Below are 20,888 nucleotides of genomic sequence, written 5' to 3'. Positions count from 1 at the left end.
GAATAGGGGGAATTTGCTGATGCGTTTTGCAACCGCGCTGCTGCTTGCACCTGTCATGCTGGCGGCAACGCCCGCCCTTGCGGGAGAGGAGGTCGTCTATGGCCCCGCGCCCGACTGGGTGGATGCTCTTGCGACCGATCTGATCGATACCGACGCCAAAACCGCGATCGCGCGTTACGACGTGCAGCAAAGGATCGAGGGCGGAACCGTCACCGTCTATATCGACCGCGCGATCAAGCTCGACAGTGCCGAGGCGCTGACGCAGGCAGGCACCAGCACGGCGACATGGATGCCCGAAAAGGGCGATCTGACAATCCACGCCGTACGCATCCTGCGCGGGGACGAGGTGATCGACGTACTGGCAGGCGGAGAGAAATACACCGTTCTTCGGCGCGAGATGCAGCTGGAAAGCCGCACGCTGGACGGCATGTTGACGGCGACCATGGCCGTGCCGGGCCTGCGCATCGGCGACGTGCTGAATATCGTATTCAGCCAGACCATTCATGACGAAACGCTGGCTGGCGGCGCGCAGCTCAATTCCTTTCTCTTCGCCAAGCCGGCCGAAGCGGGTTTTGCGCGCAATGTCGTATCCTGGCCCGCGGACGAGGCGATACGCTGGAAGGCCGGCCCCGATTTGCCGCAGCCGCAAGAGGAAACGCGCAAGGGTTACCGCTATATCCGCTTTGACCTGCCGCTGGACGAGCGGGACGAGCTGCCCGACGACGCGCCCAGCCGCTATACGCGCCCCCAGATCGTTCAGGCAGGCACGTTCCAGAGCTGGGAGCAGGTATCTTCGGTGTTCGCCCCGCTATACGACATGACCGGTTCCATCGAACCGGGCAGCCCGCTGGCCGAAGAAGTCGCGCGCATTGCCGATGCCACCGATGACCCGCTGGAACGCGCGGCGATGGCCACTCGGCTGGTGCAGGAGCGTATCGGCTATTTGATGAACGGCATGTCGGGCGGCAATTACACCCCGCAGGCTCCGGCGAAGACGTGGGAATTGCGCTTTGGCGATTGCAAGGCGAAATCGGTGCTGCTGCTGGCGCTGCTGCACGAACTGGGGATCGATGCCGAACCGGTGCTGGTGAACACGCAATATAGCGATGCCGCGCCTGAAATGGTACCGATGCCTGCCGCTTTCGATCATGTGATCGTGCGCGCCGATATCGACGGAACGCCATATTGGCTTGATGGCACGATGACCGGAACGCGGATCGGCAATATCGCCAATACGCCGCCCTATCGCTTTGCGCTGCCCATCCGCGCCGACGGCACCGGCCTGCAACCGGTCGAACCACGCGTGCCGGCACAGGCCGACATGACCATGACGGTCGTGCTCGACCAGCGCGGCGGCGTCGATATCCCGACGCTGGCCACTGTCACCACCAGCCTTTCGGGCGCCAGCGCCAGCAATCTGGCCGCAAGCGTCGGGCAAATGAGCGAGGAGCAACGCGACAAGCTGCTGGAAAACCTTGCCGGAAGCAGCCCGCTGGGCGCGCTTACGCTGGTTGACGGGGATGTCGAAACCGATGACGAAGCGGGCACGGTCAGCTTTACCATTACGGGGCTGATGACCACGCCATGGCATACCGAAGGCGCGCGCAAGCGGCACGACCTCGATATGCTGCCTGCCGCCGGATATGAATTCAACGCCGACCGCGCGCGGGCCGCGTGGCGCGATATTCCCGTCGAACTGGGCTATCCGGGTCTGGTCGAAGCGGATGTCACCATTCTGCTACCCGAAATGGGAGAAGGTTTTGTCCTGCGCGGGCGTCCCGATCTCGACATCGGTTACAGCGGAGAGCGGGTGATCCGCCATGTCGAACTGGCCGGCGACCGGCTGGTGGCGCACGAACGGCTGGAAAGCACCGGCGGCGAAATGCCGTCTGCCGAAATCGGCCGTGCCCGCACGCAGGCCGCGCGCGCCAGCAATGCCGCGCCCTTCCTGCTCTCGCCCGCCGACGCGCCGCGTGCATGGCAATATGCGCAACCCGATCTGGCAAAGCGGCTTGCCCCGTACGAGGATGCCTATGCCAAAGCGATCGAACGCGATGACGAGGATGCGCGCAGCTATACCAACCGTGCCCTGTTCCGGCAGCTGACAGGACGCCTTGCCCTGTCGCTGGAGGATATGGACGCCGCCATCGCCATCGATCCCGGTGCCGACAATTACCGCAGCCGCGGCTTTACCCGCCGCAATCTGGGACGCGGCAAGGATGCCCTCGCCGACTTCCGCAAGGCGTTCGAATTCGACCCCACCGGCTATAACGCCCGCATTCTCGCCGGACAGCTGGCGCGCATGGGAGAGACTGAAGAGGCGCTGGAACTGCTCGACGATTACGACGACTACGGCGACGACCACGAAGCGTTCGTCTATGTCCGGTCCGAAGTGCTCGCCTATGCCGACCGCGCCGACGAAGGCATGGCGATGCTGGATGCCCTGATCGAGGAGCAGCCCGGCAAAGGATACCACATGAACAATGCATGCTGGTATCGCGCCCGCTTCCACGTGGGCAAGGACAACATGATCGAGATGTGCGACAAGGCAGTCGAACAGGCCGGCAATCCGGCATCGGTGCTCGACAGCAGGGCGCTGGCATGGCTGACCATGGGCGATCCTGCAAAGGCCAAGGCCGATGCCGAAGCCGCCTTGGCCACAGCGCCCGATGCCTATCGCACGCGCTATATTCTGGGCTTTGCGCAGCGCCGACTGGGCGAGGATGGCGGCGATGCGATCATCGACTATGTCGCAGACACTTGGCCCGGCATTGCCGAGGATTACGCCCGCTATGGCCTGAAGCCGTAAGCGACCCTAGCCGATGTCGAGGACATAGCCGAGCGAACGAACCGTTCGCAGCGGATTGCCTGCGCCCGCCGCTTTCAGCGCGCGGCGCAGGCGTCCGATCCAGACATCGACCGTGCGTTCGTCGATCGGCGGCTCCAGCTTGCCCAGCCCCTCGATCAGCTCGTGCCTTGTCAGCACGCGATTCGGGTTCTCGGCGAAAAAGCGCAGCAGGCGGAATTCATTGGGTCGCAGCGTGACGGGCGTCTGCCCCCAGCGCGCCTGTAACGCCATCAGATCGATGGCAAGATCGCCTGCCTGCAGTAATTGCGTCGCATGGCGATGGCGGCTGCGCGCCTGCACTGCCAACACGCGGTCAAGCACCGCATTGCGGTCCAGCGGACCGACCATGTAATCGTCGGCCCCCGCGCTCAGCGCGCGGCGGCGGTCTTCGATATCGTCGCGTTCCAGTACCATGGTGACATGGGCATCGCGCGTGCGTTCGTCGGCGCGCAGGCGGCGGCACATTTCAAGGCCCGACAGATCGTCCATCACCCAATCGACAAAGGCCCAGATCGGCCCGTCGAGCAGGCGGCGCGGGCCGCTCGCTTCCAGCCGTTCGAAAACGAAGCGCATCTCGTCATGCGCGAAAGGCTCCATCGCCTCTGCGTACGGGTCGGTCAGATAGATGTAAACTTGGTCCACGATGTGACAGTCCCCCGGTTGCGGGGACGGGTTGGCGCAATGATGTGACGCATTCGTGACGCTTTCGCGGCGATCGTAACTATGAACGAAAACAGGCCTCCGGACAGCGAAAAAACCTGTCCGAAGGCCCGAATTATCGCCGGTGACGGCTGAAGATCAGCTGATCGCGCCGTGGCAATGCTTATATTTGTTGCCCGAACCGCAGGGGCACGGCGAATTGCGGTTGATGTCCATCCCCGCATAGGGATTCTCCCGCTCCGACCCGCCGGGGCCGACCTGTGCAAAGGTCGAACCCGCCAGCGCGCCGAACAACGCCTCGCGCCCCAGCGAACCGTCGCCATCATTGCTGTTGTCGGTACCGGTCAGCGGATCGACATGGCCCGTCATCATCCCCGCGCCTTGATCGGCTTCGGGCAGCATCGCACCCGGGTTGGTCAGGAATTCGGGCAGTTCGGGCAGCGGCGCCGGTTCGGGCGCAGCCATGCGCAGATTGGTCGTCATCAATATGCGGGTCACATCCTCGCGGATCGCTTCCAGCATGCGTTCAAACAGCGCAAATGCTTCCTGCTTGTACTCGTTGATCGGCTGCTTTTGCGCATAGGCGCGCAGCCCCACCACCTGCCGCAGCGCGTCGAGCGTGGCGAGATGTTCCTTCCAGTGGAAATCCAGCCGGTCGAGCAGCACCGATTTTTCGACCTGTCGCCAGATCGACGGGTCCACGCTGGCGATCTTGGCGTCCATCTTCGCATCGGCCTGCGCGGCAAGGCGCTGTTCGATGTCCTCGGGATCGATGCCGTCTTCTTCCAGCCACGCCTCGATCGGCGCGTCCTCGCCGGTGATGTCAGCGAAACGCTCCTTCAGCCCCTCGATATTCCATTGCTCGGGATAGGACCCCGGCGGGCACGCTTCTCCCACCAGCCAGTTGACCGTGTCGTTGCGCATGTCGAGTACGACATCGTCCACCGTTTCGCTGTCCATGATTTCCGAACGCTGCTCGTAAATCACCTTGCGCTGGTCGTTCATCACATTGTCGTATTCGACGACCTGCTTGCGGATATCGTAATTGCGCGCCTCGACCTTTTTCTGCGCGGTTTCGATGGCTTTCGACAGCCATTTGCTGCCGATCGCCTCGCCGTCCTGCAGATTGGCGTTCATCATCTTGGAAAACAGCGTGTCGGGCCCGAAGATGCGCAGCAGATCGTCTTCGAGGCACAGGTAGAACCGCGACAGACCCGGATCGCCCTGACGGCCCGAACGACCGCGCAGCTGGTTGTCGATACGGCGCGATTCGTGCCGTTCGGTGCCCAGCACGAACAGGCCGCCCGCCTCCAGCACGCGCTGGCGTTCGGCGGCGATCTCTTCCTTGATCTTCGCGACGGCGGCATCGCGCTCGGGCCCTTCGGGCATGTCGCGCAGTTCATCCTCTGTGCGGAATTCCAGATTGCCGCCCAGCTGGATGTCGGTGCCGCGGCCCGCCATATTGGTCGCGATGGTCACCGCGCCGATGCGGCCCGCCTGCGCCACGATATGCGCTTCCTTTTCGTGCATACGCGCGTTGAGAACGGAGTGCCGGACCCCTTCCTTGTTCAGGAAGTCGGACAAAAGCTCGGATTTCTCGATCGACACCGTGCCGACCAGAACCGGCTGCCCGATCTCGTTTTTCTCCTTGATCGCCTTGGCAATGGCGGCGAATTTTTCCAGCGTCGTCTTATAGAACTGGTCTTCCTCGTCGATCCGCATCACCGGCAGGTTGGTCGGGATCTCGACGACATTCAGCTTGTAGATGTCGAAGAATTCCGCCGCCTCTGTCGCGGCGGTGCCGGTCATGCCAGCAAGCTTGGGATACATGCGGAAATAGTTCTGGAAAGTGATCGAGGCCATGGTCTGGTTCTCGGGCTCGATCTTCACGCCTTCCTTGGCCTCGACCGCCTGATGCAGACCGTTCGACCAGCGGCGGCCATCCATCATGCGGCCCGTGAACTCGTCGATGATGACGACCTTGTCGTCCTTCACGATGTAATCGGTGTCGCGCTTGAACATCATGTTCGCGCGCAATGCCTGATCAAGGTGATGGACGACCTGCGTATTCTCGAAATCGTAGAGGTTCTCGGTTTCCAGCAAGCCTGCCGCAATCAGCTTCTGCTCGACCTTCTCGATCCCGTCCTCGGTCCAGCCGATGTTCTTGGTCTTCTCGTCTTTCTCGTAATCTTCTTCGTCCATCGTTTTCACAATGGCGTCGATGGCGACGTAAAGTTCGGACTTGTCCTCGGTCGGGCCCGAGATGATCAGCGGTGTCCGCGCTTCGTCGATCAGGATCGAGTCCACCTCGTCGACGATCGCGAAACTGAACGGGCGATGCACCTGCTGGTCGCGCGAATGTTTCATATTGTCGCGCAGATAGTCGAAGCCCAGCTCGTTATTGGTCGAGTAGGTGATGTCGCAGTTATACGCCTCGCGCCGCTGGGTTTCGTGCAAATTGGGCACGATCACGCCCACGGTCAGCCCGAGGAAATTATAAAGCTTGCCCATCGTTTCGGCATCGCGGCGGGCCAGATAGTCGTTGACGGTCACGACATGGACGCCCTTGCCCTCCAGCGCGTTCAGGTAAACCGCCAGCGTTGCCACCAGCGTCTTGCCCTCACCCGTACGCATTTCCGCGATTTCGCCGCGGTGAAGGACGATACCGCCCACCATCTGCACGTCGAAATGGCGCATGCCGAACACGCGCTTCGATACCTCGCGCACAACGGCGAAAGCTTGCGGCAGGATATCGTCCAGCGTCTCGCCCTCGGCCAGACGTTCGCGGAACGTCGCGGTCGCGCCCTGAAGCTGCTCGTCCGACAAAGCCTCGTAATCGGGCTCTAGCGCGTTGATCTTTGCGACGATCTTCTCGATCGATTTGACGTAACGGTCGTTGGAGGACCCGAAAATACTCTTGGCAAGGCCGCCGAACATGGGCGTTCCCTTCTATGATGCGGTTCGTGGAAGAATGGCGTGACCCTGCGTTCAGGGCCTGAAGTTCCGAGCGTGACGGGACGATGCGCATGGCAAGCTGCCCCGAAACGAAAAACGCCGCGCGGCCAATCGCCGTCGACGGTTCGCAAGCTCACTCTAGCGGTCGGTCCACCAGCATGACGGTGGGCACGATGATCGTGCGATAGCTGCGTGCGAAGGGCTTGCCCGGTTCGCGGTCGCGCTGTTTCTGCCGTGCGGACACGCTGCATTCGCAGTGCCGTTCCGCGCGGATCGAGGGCGCAGCCTGCTGCCCCGCCGATTCGCTGCATTCGGCACTGACCACCATGCGCGCATGGGCGGGCGCGACCAGACTGGTCATGCCGAGCACAAGGGCAAAGAGGGCGAGGAGCCGTTTCATGCGTGCGACAAGATAGGGACTATCACGCCCCCCGTCCAGCGCGAGCGGGCGATATGGACAATTTTACCCGTCCGGCCTCGGATGCCGGCGACCGGCGGAAGGTTACTGACCGAAGATCAGGCGAACAGATCGTGGTCCATATCCTTCTGGTGCGAATTGGGCACCGGAAGCTGGCAATCCTCGCACTCGCGGTCGATCTCGGGGTCGTCGTCGACCTCGGTCCGGCCCATGCCCATCAATTGCGCGGTCATGGTGATGGGCATCATCCACCACTCCAGCCAAAAGGCCTGAAGCGACAGCTTGAGGTCTCGCGGTTTGAAATCGTCGGTCATGGCGTTCACCGGACACTCCCAATCCGGCCACCAGACGCGTGGCGGCCTGTTATAACGGGCGACATGCTCTGCCTGTTCACCACCTGGGGCGAACAAATGTGAGAATAGCCTTTTCCGCCGCGCGAGGGAACCGGTTTAATGCTTGTGCCCCGGAGTGCATGCAAAAGCCCCGCCGCTCGCTATCGCCCGCGGGGCATCCGTCCAAATTCATCCCCCGCATGAATTCGTATCCCGGATCACTCCCACTCAATCGTCCCCGGCGGCTTCGAGGTGTAGTCATAGACCACCCGGTTGATGCCCTTCACCTCGTTCACGATGCGCGTCGCACACTGGGCAAGGAAGGCCCCGTCAAAGGGATAGACGTCGGCTGTCATGCCATCGGTGCTGGTCACCGCGCGCAGGGCGCAGACGAAGTCATAGGTGCGATAATCCCCCATCACACCCACGGTCTTCACCGGCAACAGGACGGCGAAGGCCTGCCAGATCGCGTCATACAGGCCGGCGTTGCGGATTTCTTCCAGATAGATCGCATCGGCCTTGCGCAGGATATCGGCCTTTTCGCGGCTGACTTCGCCCGGAATGCGGATGGCAAGGCCGGGTCCGGGGAACGGATGGCGGCCCACAAAAATATCGGGCAGGCCCAGTTCGCGGCCCAGTTCGCGCACTTCGTCCTTGAACAGTTCGCGCAGCGGTTCGACCAGGTCCATATTCATGCGTTCGGGCAGGCCGCCGACATTATGGTGGCTCTTGATCGTCACCGACGGACCGCCGGTGAACGAAACGCTCTCGATCACGTCGGGATAAAGCGTGCCCTGCGCAAGGAAGTCGGCGCCGCCGATCTTGTTGGCCTCATCCTCGAACACGTCGATGAAGGTCTTGCCGATGAACTTGCGCTTGGCCTCAGGGTCGGAGACGCCCTCAAGCCCCTTCATGAACAGCGTCGTCGCGTCCACGTGGACCAGCGGGATATTGTAATGGCCGCGAAACAGCGAAACGACCTGATCCGCCTCGCCCATGCGCATCAGCCCGTGATCGACGAAAACACAGGTCAGCTGGTCGCCGATGGCCTCGTGGATCAGAACGGCGGCCACCGCGCTGTCGACACCGCCCGAGAGGCCGCAAATGACCTTGGCATCGCCGACCTGCTCGCGGATTTCGGCGATCTTCACCTCACGGAACTGGGCCATGGTCCAGTCGCCCGCGCAGCCGCAGACATGGCGCACGAAATTGGCGATCAGCTTTCCGCCATCGGGCGTGTGCACGACTTCGGGATGGAATTGCGTTCCGTAAAAGCGGCGCTTTTCATCCGCGATCACGGCAAAGGGTGCGCCGTCGCTGGTGGCCACGATTTCGAAACCGGGTGCGAATTTTGTCACCTTGTCGCCATGGCTCATCCAGACCTGATGACGCTCGCCCGATTGCCACAGCCCGTCGAACAGCGCGCATTTTTCGGTCACGGTCAGGAACGCGCGGCCGAATTCGCCGCCCTCGCCGGTTTCGTGCCCCGGGCGGACCTCTCCGCCCAGCTGATGCGTCATGACCTGCTGGCCGTAACAGATGCCCAGGATCGGCACCCCCGCCTCGAACAGCATTTGCGGCGCGCGGGGGCTGTCCTCGTCGGGCACGCTGGCGGGGCTGCCCGACAGAATGATCCCGCGCGGCTTCATCCGCTTGAACGCCTCTTCCGCCATGGTGAAGGGCGCGATTTCGGAATAGACGCCCGCCTCGCGCACGCGGCGCGCGATCAGTTGCGTTACCTGACTGCCGAAATCGACGATCAGGATCGTGTCCGCGCTGGAATCGGAGCCGATGCGCGCCGCCGCGCCCGAATTTGCTGAGGGTTCGTGAGCCATGGGCGCGCGATAGGAACGCTTCCCGATTCTGTCCAGATGCGCCGGACGATTCGGATGGAAGGGCATCAATCCCGCCCCTGCCGGAGCTTGCATCGTTAACGCACAATTCAATGTTGCATAAAACGCAAATGCAGGGGCTGTTTTCGCATTTGCACAACTGAATGGTGCAGTGCACAACACACTCGAACGAATGATAACTGGCTGACCAAAACCAGACTGGATGTTTGAACCTGGCGGCAACTCATTAGGAGGAAAATATGCGTAAGTTTATCGTTCCTGCTCTGGCCGCTCTTGCCACTTTCGGCATTGCTCCGGCCGCGCACGCTGAAGACGTCGAAGTCCGCGTGGACTTCTCGGATCTCGACCTGTCGCAGGAAACCGACGTGAATGCGCTCAAGTCGCGCGTTCTCGCCGAAGTGACCGAAACCTGCAATGAAGAGGTTCCGACCTTCGCCAGCCGTCTGCTCGTCCGTTCGTGCATCCGCGACGCGATGGAACAGGCCGATGCGCAGATCGAAGCGCAGCGTTCGCTGGCCATGGGCTCGACCGCCGAACTCGGCTGATCGCACCAGGCAGAATTCCGAAGGGGGCCGTTCCGGATCGTCGGAGCGGCCCTTTTTCTTTCGGGCACAGCTTTTCCTTCGGATACCAGCGCTGGATGTTGCTGCGCCTCACCCGCCCAGATTGCCCAGCAGAAATGCCAGCACCAACCCCAGCGCGGTCGCCACGCCCGCCAGATGGTGATCCTGTCGATAGGCCGTCGGGAATACTTCCCGTCGCAAGACTGGCGACCACTGCCCCTGCTGCGAAACAGCGGATAAAGGCGAGCAGGTGGGGCGACGCACCCGCCAGTGCGACATTCCCCAATATCGCCGCTAGCGACAGCACCGCCGCGGTCAGCGCCCAGATCGCGATGATGCGTATATTCGAACGCCCGCTATTCTGCGCCATCTGCCGCGCGCCGCCCGCCGCCTCGGGCAGGTTCGACAGGAAAATCGACCCTGCCAGCGCCGCCACGCCCATCGGTCCGGTTCCGATCAGCGCGACGCCCAGCGCCAGATTTTCGGGTATGCCGTCAAGGCTGATCGCCGCCAGCAGTCCGCCGCCCGAATTGGGGCCCCATTTTTCGTCGATGAAATAATCAGCAACCGCAAATACGATCGCGCCCGCCGCCACGCCCGCGCTGGCCAGATAGACGCTCGACTGGCTGATCGACGGTTCGATCATCTCGCTCACCAGCGACAGCACCAGCGCACCGCCTGCCAATGCGACCAGAAACCCCTCGGTCCTGGCGGACATGCGGCCGTAAACGCCCCATATCGCGCCCAGCATCAGCGCGCCGGAGGCGATACAGACGGTAATCAGGGTCATTAACATGGGCATTTCCTGCATTTGGCGGCACGCGCGGACCGCAATTGTGGAAAATCGCCGCGCGCGATGCGGTTCCGCTTGGGGGATTGGACCACAATTCCTATATCGTGGTCATGGAAGATAACGGTGCAACGCCTGCCAAGACGGGCCTAAACAACGGCTACGGGGCCGAATCGATCAAGGTGCTGAAGGGGCTGGACGCTGTCCGCAAGCGCCCGGGCATGTATATCGGCGACACCGACGACGGCTCGGGCCTGCACCATATGGTGTTCGAAGTGTCCGATAACGCCATCGACGAGGCGCTGGCGGGCCATTGCGACCGGGTTATCATCGAATTGCACCCTGATAATTCGGTCAGCGTCGACGATAACGGCCGCGGCATCCCCACCGACATCCACAAGGAAGAAGGCGTGTCGGCAGCAGAGGTCATCATGACCCAGCTGCACGCGGGCGGTAAGTTCGAAAACACCAGCGACGACAATGCCTATAAGGTGTCGGGCGGTTTGCATGGCGTGGGCGTTTCGGTGGTGAACGCCTTGTCCGAATGGCTGGAGCTGACGATCTGGCGCGACGGCAAGGAGCACTGGATGCGGTTCGAGCATGGCAATGCCGTTGCTCCGCTGAAAGTGGTCGGCGATGCGCCGCTGAATGACGGCGGCGAACCGCGCAAGGGTACGCGGGTGCGCTTTCTTGCCAGTGACGACACGTTCAAGAACGTCAACGAATATGATTTCGAGAAGCTGGAACACCGCTATCGCGAGCTGGCCTTCCTGAATTCGGGCGTGCGCATCATCCTGAGGGATCTGCGTCATGAAGAACCGAAGGAGCACGATCTGTTCTACGAAGGCGGCATCGGCGCCTTCGTCAAATATCTCGACCGCAACAAGGAAGCGCTGATCCCCGAACCCATCGCGATCAGCGCGGACAAGGACGGGATCGGGATCGAAGTCGCTCTCGAGTGGAACGATTCCTATTACGAGAATGTGCTCTGCTTCACGAACAACATTCCGCAGCGTGACGGCGGCACCCATCTCGCCGCATTCCGCGCCGCGCTGACCCGCACGCTCAATGGCTATGCCGACCGGTCGGGGCTGATCAAGAAGGAAAAGGTCAGCCTTTCGGGCGAGGACATGCGCGAGGGGTTGACCGCGATCGTTTCGGTCAAGCTGCCCGATCCGAAATTCGGATCGCAAACCAAGGACAAGCTGGTCAGTTCCGAAGTGCGTCAGCCGCTGGAAAGCCTGATGAGCGACAAGATGAGCGAATGGCTGGAAGAAAACCCCGCTAACGCCAAGACGATTATCCAGAAGGTCGTCGACGCCGCCGCTGCGCGCGAAGCGGCCCGCCGCGCCCGCGAAATGAGCCGCAAGGGCGCGATGAGCGTCGCCAGCCTGCCGGGCAAATTGTCCGACTGCCGCGAGCGCGATGCGACCAAATGCGAACTTTTTCTGGTCGAGGGCGATTCCGCGGGCGGTTCGGCCAAGAACGGGCGCGACAGCCAGTATCAGGCGATCCTGCCCCTGCGCGGCAAGATCCTGAACGTGGAACGCGCGCGTTTCGACCGCATCATTTCGTCAAAGGAAGTCGGCACGCTGATCCAGGCGATGGGCACGGGCCTGCGTGACGAATTCGATCTGGAAAAGCTGCGTTATCACAAGATCGTGATCATGACCGACGCCGACGTTGACGGCGCGCATATCCGTACGCTGCTGCTCACTTTCTTCCACCGCCAGATGCCCGAAATCGTAAAGGCGGGGCACCTCTATATCGCGCAGCCGCCGCTCTATAAGGTCGCGAAGGGCCGGTCCGAGGTTTACCTCAAGGATAATGATGCGCTCGAACGCTATCTTGTCGATGCGGGTTTGGGCAATCGCGTGTTGGAAACCGCCGGCGGCGCGCGCAGCGGCGACGATCTCGCCGCGCTGGTGGAAAAGGCTCGCCGGTTCAAGAATGCATTGGGATTTGCGCCCAACCGGTATGATCAGGGCGTGATCGAGGCGCTGGCCCTGTCGGGCGCGCTGGCCCCCGGGATCGATGCCGCAACCCGCGAAGCCGCCTTGCAACGCGCGGCACAGTGGCTGCAGCGCGGGGACGAGGAAGCGCGCTGGTCGGCGCAGATCAATGACGAGGGCTATGGCATTTCGCGCGTCTGGCGCGGGGTGACCGATTATCACCTGATTGAGAACAAGTTCCTCGAAAGCGCGGAAGCCCGCAAGATCAGCAAGCTGGCCGAGGAACTGGCCGAACCGTTCGAACAGGGCGCCAGCCTTGTCCGCATTTCCCAGCAGGCGCAGGCCGATGCTGCCGAAGAGGACGAGGAAGCGGTCGAAACGCCGACCGCCGCATCGATGAACCGGCCCAGCCAGTTGCTTGACCAGATCATGGCGGCGGGCCGCAAGGGCCTGTCGGTCCAGCGTTACAAAGGTCTTGGCGAGATGAATGCCGAGCAGCTTTGGGAAACCACGCTCGACCCCAACAACCGCGCCCTGTTGCAGGTCAAGGTCGAGGACGCCGACGTGACGGACGAGATCTTTACCCGGCTGATGGGCGATGTGGTCGAACCGCGCCGCGAATTCATTCAGGAAAACGCGCTCAACGTCGCCAATCTGGATATCTGACCGGACAGGTCGCTGCCTGCGCCAACGCGCGGGCGGCGGTTCAGACTGGCGCCCCGTTTCCGCAGGAAGCCGCACGCTCGGCCAGCAGGATCGCGCCCAGCGGCCCCGCATCATGGCCCAGAACCGGTGGCACCACGATCCGCGCCATCGCATCGTCATCGATATCGGGCAGATAGCCCGCCAGTAACGCAGGCGCCTTGCGCGCGGCCTGTCGCACCATGGCGCGCTGCCCCAGCCCCACGCCGCCACCGATCACGATCCGCTGCGGCGAAAGCGCCAGCATGAGATTGGCGATCAGCCGCGCCAGATCGCCCGCGACCGCGTCCCAACGCGGATCGCCTGCCGCCACTGCCGCCGGATCGGTACCGAAGCGCGATTGAAGAGCGGGACCGCTTACCAGCCCTTCGATGCAATCGCCATGGAACGGGCAAATTCCCGCAAAATCGTCACCGGCCTCGCGCCGCAGCATCACATGGCCCAGTTCGGGATGCAGCAGCCCGTGCGCGGGTCTTCCGCCCACGACCACGCCGCCCCCGATGCCCGTGCCGATGGTGATATAAATCACGGTTTCGCACCCCTGCCCCGCCCCCAGTGCCATTTCGGCCAGGGCAGCGGCATTCACATCGGTGTCGAGCGCAAGCGGCACGCCGAAATCTGACAGTCCGGCCAGCAGATCGGCCCCTTCCCAGCCGGGTTTGGGCGTTGCCAGAACATGACCGTAATCGGGAGCGGCCCGATCGATGCGCACCGGGCCGAAAGCGGCGATACCGATGGCGGCAAGCGCCTCGCCAGCATGCCAGCGCGCCAGTAATTCGCGCGCCGCGTGCAGCGTAGCCTCTGGCGTGGTGGTCGCGATCGTCACCCGTTCTGCAATGGTCCTGCCATATGCGCGTGCGGCCACCAGCTTGGTGCCGCCGATTTCCAGTCCGGCAAGATGCGATCCGGCATCATGTAACAATGCGCCATCCTTTCACGCAATTTCGCAGTTGCAATGCAACACGACACGGACCGATAAGCACAGGCCATGATACGCGCCGCTCTGCATCACCGCACCGCCTATGTCTATGACAGGCCCGTCCGTCTTGGCCCGCAGGTGATCCGCCTGCGCCCAGCCCCGCACACACGGACAGAAGTGCCCAATTACGCGTTGAAAATCGAACCGGCGGGCCATTTCATCAACTGGCAACAGGACCCGCATGGCAACTGGCTGGCGCGCGTCGTCTTTCCCGAACGCGTGACCAGCTTTTCCATCGATGTCGATCTGATCGCGGATATGGCGGTCATCAATCCCTTCGACTTTTTCGTCGAGGAAGAGGCCGAAGAAGTCCCCTTTTCCTATACCGACGAAGCAAGGGCCGAGCTTGCCGCCTATTTCGATGCCGAACCGGCGGAAGAGAAGTTCGAGGCACTGGTCGGCGAATGGGCAGGCAGGCAACAGGGCCGCACCATCGATTTTCTGGTGGCCATCAATCAGGCGCTGGAACAGCGGATTTCCTATGTCGTGCGCATGGAACCCGGCGTGCAGACGCCCGAAGAGACGCTGGAACTGGGCACCGGCAGTTGCCGCGATACGGGCTGGCTGCTGGTCAATCTGTTGCGGCGGCTGGGTTATGCCGCGCGTTTCGTATCGGGCTATCTGATCCAGATGAAGGCCGATGTCGAACCGGTCGAAGGTCCCAAGGGGCCCGAGGCCGATTTCACCGATCTTCATGCATGGTGCGAGATTTTCGTCCCCGGCGCAGGCTGGATCGGGCTGGACCCCACCAGCGGGCTGTTCGCGGGCGAAGGCCATATTCCGCTGGCCGCAACGCCGCATTTCCGCTCTGCCGCGCCGATCACCGGCGTGGCCGAACCCGCCGAAGTCGATTTCACCTTCGAAATGAGCGTCGACCGCGTGCACGAGGCTGTGCGCATCACCAAGCCCTTTACCGACGGCCGCTGGCAGGCTCTGCTCGATCTGGGTGCCAGGGTGGACGAGGCGCTGGAAGCAGGCGATGTGCGCCTGACCATGGGGGGCGAACCGACCTTTGTCGCGGCGGCCGATCCCGAAGCGCCCGAATGGAACGGCGAGGCCGTGGGCCCGACCAAGGCCGATTATGCCGACCGCCTGATCCGCAAATTGCGCGACCGTTTCGCGCCGGGGGCCCTGCTGCACCACGGACAGGGCAAATGGTATCCGGGCGAAAGCCTGCCACGCTGGGGCTTTTCGCTCTATTGGCGGCACGATGGCGCGCCGATCTGGCAAAACCCCGATCTGATCGCGGGCGGCAGTGACGATCCCGATGCGGCGGTCGAACAGATTGTCGATGCCGAAGACGCACAGGCGCTGATCGAAGGCACCGCGACGGTGCTGGGGCTTGGCGGCGAAACGGTGCAGGCGGTTTACGAAGACCCGCAGAAATGGATCGAGCGCGAGGGGGAACTGCCGGTCAATGTGACGGCGCTCGACCCCAAGATCGAGGACCCCGAGGAACGCCAGCGCATCGTAAAAACCTTTACGCGCGGGCTGACGAAGCCGGTGGGCTTCGCCCTGCCGATCCAGCGGCAACAGGCCCAGCCCGCAAAGGGTCCGCGGTGGAAGACCGAACAATGGACCACGCGGCGCGGCGCACTGTTCGCGGTGCCGGGCGATTCGGCGCTGGGCTATCGTCTGCCGCTCGGCTCGCTGCCGCATGTGCCCAAATCCGACTTTCCCTATATCCACCCGCGCGTATCCACCGATGCGGCCGAACCATTGGCCGATTTCCGGCGGCAGTCGGTCCCCGTCGGCAGCGACAGCCGCGAGGCCGCGCCACCTGCCGAGGGCTTTGCGCCGACCGGTCAGCGGGTCGAGCGCGTCGCAGGGCCCGACGGGCATGCACAGGACCGCGTGGAACAGGAAATCAGCGCCGATGCCGTCCGCACCGCCATGACGGTCGAGCCGCGCGGCGATTACCTGTCGGTGTTCATCCCGCCGGTCGAAGCGATGGAGGATTTCCTCGAACTTGTCGCCGCGATCGAGGACGTCGCCGCGAAAATGGACAAGCCGGTGCGGATCGAGGGGTATTCCCCGCCGCCCGACCCGCGCGTCAACGTGCTGAAGGTCACTCCCGATCCCGGCGTGATCGAGGTGAACATCCACCCTGCCGCCAGTTTCGAGGAAATCCGCGCGATTACCGAAGGGCTGTACGAAGACGCGCGCGAAGTGGGGCTGACGGCCGACAAGTTCATGGTCGACGGGCGTTCGGTAGGCACGGGCGGCGGCAACCATATCGTGCTGGGCGGCAAGACCCTGCCCGACAGCCCCTTCGTACGGCGGCCCGATCTGCTGAAAAGCTTTGTGCTTTACTGGCAGCGCCATCCGTCGCTGTCCTATCTGTTTTCCGGCCTGTTCATCGGCCCCACCAGCCAGGCCCCGCGCTTCGACGAAGCCCGGCATGACAGCCTGTACGAGTTGGATATCGCGCTGGCGCAAGTGCCCGGCCCCGAAACACCGCCGCAATTCCCGTGGATCAGCGATCTGCTGTTCCGCAACCTGCTGGTCGACGTAACGGGCAACACGCATCGCAGCGAGATTTGCATCGACAAGCTCTATTCGCCCGACGGGCCGACGGGTCGCCTCGGGCTGGTCGAGTTCCGCGGGTTCGAAATGCCGCCCGACGCGAAGATGAGCGTGGCGCAATTGCTGTTGATCCGCGCGCTGACGGCCATGTTCTGGCAACGCCCCCTGTCGGGATCCTTGGTCCGTTGGGGCACCAGCCTGCACGACCGGTTCCTGCTGCCGCATTTCTGCTGGTCCGATTTCCTCGACGTGCTTCAGGACCTGCGCGAGGCGGGCTTCGATTTCGACCCGAACTGGTTCGAAGCGCAGCGCCAGTTCCGTTTCCCGATCCACGGCGAAGTCGAGGCAGGCGGCGTGGCGCTGGAAATCGCCCATGCGCTGGAGCCGTGGAACGTGCTGGGCGAAACCGGCGCGATCGGCGGCACGGTGCGCTATGTCGATTCCAGCACCGAACGGCTGCAGGTCAAGGCGCGCGGGCTTGTCCCCGGGCGCCATGTCGTTGCCTGCAACGGGCGGCGCGTGCCCTTGCACCCCACGGGCAAGCCGGGAGAAGCGGTGGGCGGCATCCGGTACAAGGCCTGGGCCCCGCCCTCGTGCCTCCATCCGCTCCTCGCCGCAGACGCTCCGCTCACCTTCGATGTGTTCGACAGCTGGAACAATCGCTCGCTGGGTGGTTGTGTCTATCATGTGGCGCATCCGGGCGGACGATCCTATGACGACGTACCGGTCAACGATTTCGAGGCGGAGGCACGCCGCCGGGCACGGTTCCAGCCGTTCGGCCACACGCCCGGCGATGTCGAGATTCCGCCCGCAGAGGATGGGGGAGAGTTCCCGATGACACTGGACCTGCGACGACCCAAGCGCGGATAATGAACGACGGTTCGCCTGTTTTTCAGGGGGATACCCTTTTCGGCCCCGATCCCGGCAGCGATCCGCTGGGCTGGTATCCCGCGCCCGAAAGCGGCGACATCTTCGCCTCTGCCAGCAGCGATATGGCGCCGCTGTGGCATCGTGTGGCCGCCGCCCTGTGCCAGCTTGGCGAAGGCAATCTGGGGCAGATACAGTCCTATCTCGACCGCAATGTCGAGGATCTGGGCCTTGCCTTCCGCCTGACGGGGGACGAGCGGGAGCGGCCATGGCCACTGGGGCCGATGCCGGTGCTGATCGGCGCATCCGAATGGGACGTTCTGGAAACGGGTCTGATCCAGCGGGCCGAATTGCTCGAACATGTCGTCGCCGACATCTATGGCGCGCAAAACCTGGTGGGCGAAGGGCATTTGCCTGCCGCTCTGGCCAGCGGAAGCCCCAATTTCGCGCGCAGAATGGTCGGGTTGCGTCCCCCGGGCGGCTATCATCTGCGCGTCTATGCCGTCGATCTGGCACGCGGTCCCAATGGCGAATGGCGCGTGCTGGCCGATCGCACGCGGCTGCCCACCGGCATCGGCTATGCGCTGGAAAACCGGCTGGCGCTGATCCGCAGTACCGGCAATCTGCTGGCGGGCATCGGCGCGCGCCGCATTACCGAATTTTTCGAGGCCCTGCGGTTCGGCATTGCCGAGGATTGCCAGCGGTCGGACCCGCGCATCGGCCTGCTGACCCCCGGACGATTTAACCAGAGCTATCCCGAACAGGCGCATCTGGCCCGCCATCTCGGCTTCTCTCTGGTCGAAGGCCGCGACCTGACGGTGCGCGACGGACGGCTTTATGTGCGCACCGTCGCCGGGTTGAAGCGGATCGACGGGTTGTGGCGCTGGATCAATACCGCCGATATCGATCCGCTGGCATTCGACCAGCATTCGCAGATCGGCGTCGCCGGACTGGTCGAGGCGTGCCGGTCGGGGCAGCTGTCGGTGGCGAACTGGCCGGGTGCGGGCGTCGTGGAATCGCGCGCCATGTCTGCCTTTCTGCCGCGGCTTGCCCAGGTGGTGACCGGCGGGCCGCTGATCCTGCCCAATGCGGCGACATGGTGGTGCGGGCAAAAGGCCGAGCGGGACGAGGCGCTGGCCCGTTTCGACGAGCTGGTCTTTGCCTCCTCGTTTCGTGGCAGCATCCCCGGCATTCCCGAAGGCAGCACGCGTATCGGCGCGCAGATTCCGGCCGAAGAGCGCGAAAAGCTGCTGCAAGGGCTGGCCCGCCGCCCGATGGATTATGTCGCGCAGGAAATCGTCGAAACCTCGACCGCGCCCGCCATCGTCGACGGGCGGTTCGAACCGCGCCGCTTTACCTTGCGCTGCTTCCTTGCGCGCGGGGCGAACGGGCAATGGGTGGTCATGCCGGGCGGCTTCGCGCGCATTTCCAAACAGGGCCATCTGCGCACCGCATTGATGGAGCGTGACGATTTCTCCGCCGATCTGTGCGTTGTCGACGGGCAAGGAAGCGCGCGCACCGTGCGCCCGCCCAATCTTGACCCGCCATCGGTGCGGCGCGGCGGCGGGCAATTGCCCAGCCAGGCCGCCGATAATCTGTTCTGGCTGGGCCGTTATGGCGAACGCCTGAACCTGACCGCGCGGATCGTGCGCATTCTGGTCGAAAATTCCGATGGCCCCGCCGGACGCGCCGCCGTGCCCGAAGCGGTGACCACTGCCGACCGGCTGGCCGCGCTGCTACGCCAATGGGGTGCCGCGCCCGCTCCGACCGAGGACGAAGCGCATCCCGCCCCGCACGACATGGCGGTCGCGGCGCTGACCGACAAGACGCTGAACGGGTCGATCCCCGTCCTTATCGAAAAGGCGCAGCAGATCGCGCTTTTGCTGCGCGACCGGCTGTCGCGGGACAGCTGGCGCGCGGTTCAGCGACCCCTGCCGCCCGTGGATGCAATGGATAGCGACACGCTGATCGATGCGTGCGACATGGTGGTCGGGCGCGGCGCTGCGGTGGCGCAATTGCTGTCGGACAATATGGGCCGCAGCGCGGCATGGCGCTTCTTTGACATGGGCATCGCGATCGAACGCGGGTCGATGATGCTTCAGGCAGCGCAGGCCATCGTCCCCGGCAGTGCCAGCGCCGAAGACCTGACTGCGCTGCTCGACCTGATCGACGGCATATCGCTCTACCGCAGCCGCTATCTGACGATCCCCTTCATCGCGCCCGTGCTCGACATGGCGCTGCTCGACCCTGCAGAGCCGCGCGGCCTTGCCTATCAGGCCAAGCGCGTGGCCGAACATCTGGCCGCCCTGCCCGACCTGCGCGAAGACGGCCTTCCCGAAGAGCCGCTGCGCATGGCGCAAATGCTCGACGCGAAGATCGGCGGCCTCGATGCCGAAGACCTCGACACCAATGTGCTTCAGGGGCTGCGCGACGATCTGGGCGCCTTGTCGGCCGCGATCGGGCGACGCTATTTCCTGCAACCGGACAAGCCCGCCCCGCGCGATCCGGGGGCGCTGCTGGCATGAGCGGCCCCGTCACCTTCCGCGTCGAACATCGCACCGACCTGTCCTATGCCGCCCCCGTGGCGCAGGCGCGCTTCAACATCAGGCTCAAACCCTATCCATGGGCGGGGCAGGAGATTTCGGACCAGTCGCTCGTGCTCGACCCTGTACCCGCCAGCGCGGTGGACGAGGACGGGCCCTATCTCGTCAACACCACGCGCGTCCGGTTTGAACAGCCGCTCAGCGAATTGACCGTGCAGAGCAGCTTTACCGTCGCGATCACCCCGCCGCGCGCGCCCGCGACGGCCATGACGATCGAGGATGTGCGCGAAATGGCCGCCGCTTCACGCGATCTCAGCGTATGGTCGCCCGCGCCCTATCTGTTCGCGTCGCGCATCGCAGGGCTGGATCAGGCAATCGCGGACTGGGCCGCGCCGATCCTGTCGCCCGAACGTTCGATCGTGCAGGCTGCCCATGATCTGACCCATGCGGTGCATGAAAAGATCGCCTATGTGTCCGGCTCTTCCACCAGCCGCACACCCCCGCAAGAGGCGTTCGCGGCGGGACGCGGCGTGTGTCAGGATCAAAGCCACGTGATGATCGCCGCGCTGCGTTCGCATGCGATCCCGGCGGCCTATATCTCGGGCTATCTCAACACCCGCCCGCCGCCGGGGCAGGAAAAGCTGGTCGGCGCCGATGCGATGCATGCATGGGTGGCGGTATGGTGCGGAGAGGATGGCTGGGTCGCATTCGACCCGACCAACGACCGGCTGGCCGATACCGATCACGTGACCGTGGGCATGGGGCGCGATTTTGCCGATGTCTCGCCCATCGACGGCGTGTTCGTGGGTTCGGCGGTGCAGGATCTGAAATATGCGGTCGATGTCCGCCGCATCGACGAGATGGCGGATCAGGGGGCAGGCACCCCCGCCCCCTGATCCG

Annotated in this window: 13 protein-coding genes; 7 read left to right on the top strand and 6 right to left on the bottom strand. The window is 63.6% G+C overall.

Annotated elements, in window-relative coordinates:
• Window positions 1-19: 19 nt before the first annotated feature.
• Window positions 20-2,809 carry a DUF3857 domain-containing protein gene (locus tag LOZ74_RS06645; RefSeq protein WP_230293387.1) on the top strand — a complete coding sequence of 930 codons (2,790 nt, stop codon included), beginning with the start codon at window positions 20-22 and terminating at the stop codon, window positions 2,807-2,809.
• Between the two features lie 6 nt (window positions 2,810-2,815).
• On the opposite strand, the gene LOZ74_RS06640 is transcribed toward LOZ74_RS06645, so the two are convergent.
• The 5 genes from LOZ74_RS06640 to guaA all read right to left on the bottom strand — a co-directional run bounded on the left by LOZ74_RS06640 (window position 2,816) and on the right by guaA (window position 9,048).
• Window positions 2,816-3,490 carry a response regulator transcription factor gene (locus tag LOZ74_RS06640; RefSeq protein WP_230281394.1) on the bottom strand — a complete coding sequence of 225 codons (675 nt, stop codon included), beginning with the start codon at window positions 3,488-3,490 and terminating at the stop codon, window positions 2,816-2,818.
• A gap of 156 nt (window positions 3,491-3,646) precedes the next feature.
• On the bottom strand, window positions 3,647-6,445 hold the full coding sequence (secA, locus tag LOZ74_RS06635) for a preprotein translocase subunit SecA (protein WP_230293386.1): 2,799 nt from the start codon (window positions 6,443-6,445) through the stop codon (window positions 3,647-3,649).
• A 151-nt stretch (window positions 6,446-6,596) separates the two neighbouring features.
• On the bottom strand, window positions 6,597-6,863 hold the full coding sequence (locus tag LOZ74_RS06630; RefSeq protein ID WP_230293385.1) for a hypothetical protein: 267 nt from the start codon (window positions 6,861-6,863) through the stop codon (window positions 6,597-6,599).
• Between the two features lie 116 nt (window positions 6,864-6,979).
• Window positions 6,980-7,204, bottom strand: coding sequence for a hypothetical protein (locus LOZ74_RS06625; RefSeq protein WP_230293384.1), 225 nt, complete (start codon window positions 7,202-7,204; stop codon window positions 6,980-6,982).
• Between the two features lie 227 nt (window positions 7,205-7,431).
• Entirely contained in the window at window positions 7,432-9,048 is a 1,617-nt protein-coding gene (gene guaA, locus LOZ74_RS06620; protein WP_230293383.1) for a glutamine-hydrolyzing GMP synthase, read from the bottom strand.
• A 257-nt stretch (window positions 9,049-9,305) separates the two neighbouring features.
• On the opposite strand from guaA, the gene LOZ74_RS06615 reads away from it, so the two are divergent.
• From LOZ74_RS06615 to gyrB, 3 genes are all read left to right on the top strand, one after another.
• Complete coding sequence (locus tag LOZ74_RS06615) at window positions 9,306-9,611, top strand: UrcA family protein (protein WP_230281399.1); 306 nt, start codon at window positions 9,306-9,308, stop codon at window positions 9,609-9,611.
• Window positions 9,612-9,961: 350 nt separating this feature from the next.
• Window positions 9,962-10,189, top strand: coding sequence for a hypothetical protein (locus LOZ74_RS06610; RefSeq protein ID WP_230293382.1), 228 nt, complete (start codon window positions 9,962-9,964; stop codon window positions 10,187-10,189).
• Window positions 10,190-10,532: 343 nt separating this feature from the next.
• Entirely contained in the window at window positions 10,533-13,037 is a 2,505-nt protein-coding gene (gene gyrB / locus LOZ74_RS06605; RefSeq protein WP_230293829.1) for a DNA topoisomerase (ATP-hydrolyzing) subunit B, read from the top strand.
• Window positions 13,038-13,077: 40 nt separating this feature from the next.
• On the opposite strand, the gene LOZ74_RS06600 is transcribed toward gyrB, so the two are convergent.
• Window positions 13,078-13,995, bottom strand: coding sequence for an ROK family protein (locus tag LOZ74_RS06600; protein ID WP_230293381.1), 918 nt, complete (start codon window positions 13,993-13,995; stop codon window positions 13,078-13,080).
• Window positions 13,996-14,061: 66 nt separating this feature from the next.
• Between LOZ74_RS06600 and LOZ74_RS06595 the strand changes: the two genes are divergently transcribed.
• Genes LOZ74_RS06595 through LOZ74_RS06585 form a run of 3 tightly spaced genes read left to right on the top strand, consistent with a single transcriptional unit; the run spans window position 14,062 to window position 20,884 of the window.
• Window positions 14,062-17,448: a DUF2126 domain-containing protein gene (locus tag LOZ74_RS06595; protein ID WP_230293380.1), complete on the top strand. Its 3,387-nt coding sequence runs from the start codon at window positions 14,062-14,064 to the stop codon at window positions 17,446-17,448.
• Entirely contained in the window at window positions 17,448-19,970 is a 2,523-nt protein-coding gene (locus LOZ74_RS06590) for a circularly permuted type 2 ATP-grasp protein (RefSeq protein WP_230293379.1), read from the top strand. Before LOZ74_RS06595 ends, LOZ74_RS06590 begins: the two co-directional genes overlap by 1 nt.
• On the top strand, window positions 19,967-20,884 hold the full coding sequence (locus LOZ74_RS06585; RefSeq protein WP_230293378.1) for a transglutaminase family protein: 918 nt from the start codon (window positions 19,967-19,969) through the stop codon (window positions 20,882-20,884). Before LOZ74_RS06590 ends, LOZ74_RS06585 begins: the two co-directional genes overlap by 4 nt.
• Window positions 20,885-20,888: the final 4 nt, after the last annotated feature.

It is taken from the genome of Croceicoccus sp. Ery5 (assembly GCF_020985325.1).
In the GTDB taxonomy this organism is placed as follows: Bacteria; Pseudomonadota; Alphaproteobacteria; order Sphingomonadales; family Sphingomonadaceae; genus Croceicoccus.
This window is presented reverse-complemented; position numbering and strand designations above follow the sequence as displayed.

Bases quoted from the DNA above. Each gene is read 5' to 3' on its own strand.
- LOZ74_RS06590 (WP_230293379.1), top strand. From the start codon at position 17,448: ATGAACGACGGTTCGCCTGTTTTTCAGGGGGATACCCTTTTCGGCCCC.
- LOZ74_RS06615 (WP_230281399.1), top strand. From the start codon at position 9,306: ATGCGTAAGTTTATCGTTCCTGCTCTGGCCGCTCTTGCCACTTTCGGC.
- LOZ74_RS06630 (WP_230293385.1), bottom strand. From the start codon at position 6,863: ATGAAACGGCTCCTCGCCCTCTTTGCCCTTGTGCTCGGCATGACCAGT.
- secA (WP_230293386.1), bottom strand. From the start codon at position 6,445: ATGTTCGGCGGCCTTGCCAAGAGTATTTTCGGGTCCTCCAACGACCGT.
- gyrB (WP_230293829.1), top strand. From the start codon at position 10,533: ATGGAAGATAACGGTGCAACGCCTGCCAAGACGGGCCTAAACAACGGC.
- LOZ74_RS06595 (WP_230293380.1), top strand. From the start codon at position 14,062: ATGATACGCGCCGCTCTGCATCACCGCACCGCCTATGTCTATGACAGG.
- guaA (WP_230293383.1), bottom strand. From the start codon at position 9,048: ATGGCTCACGAACCCTCAGCAAATTCGGGCGCGGCGGCGCGCATCGGC.
- LOZ74_RS06610 (WP_230293382.1), top strand. From the start codon at position 9,962: ATGATGCGTATATTCGAACGCCCGCTATTCTGCGCCATCTGCCGCGCG.
- LOZ74_RS06645 (WP_230293387.1), top strand. From the start codon at position 20: ATGCGTTTTGCAACCGCGCTGCTGCTTGCACCTGTCATGCTGGCGGCA.
- LOZ74_RS06585 (WP_230293378.1), top strand. From the start codon at position 19,967: ATGAGCGGCCCCGTCACCTTCCGCGTCGAACATCGCACCGACCTGTCC.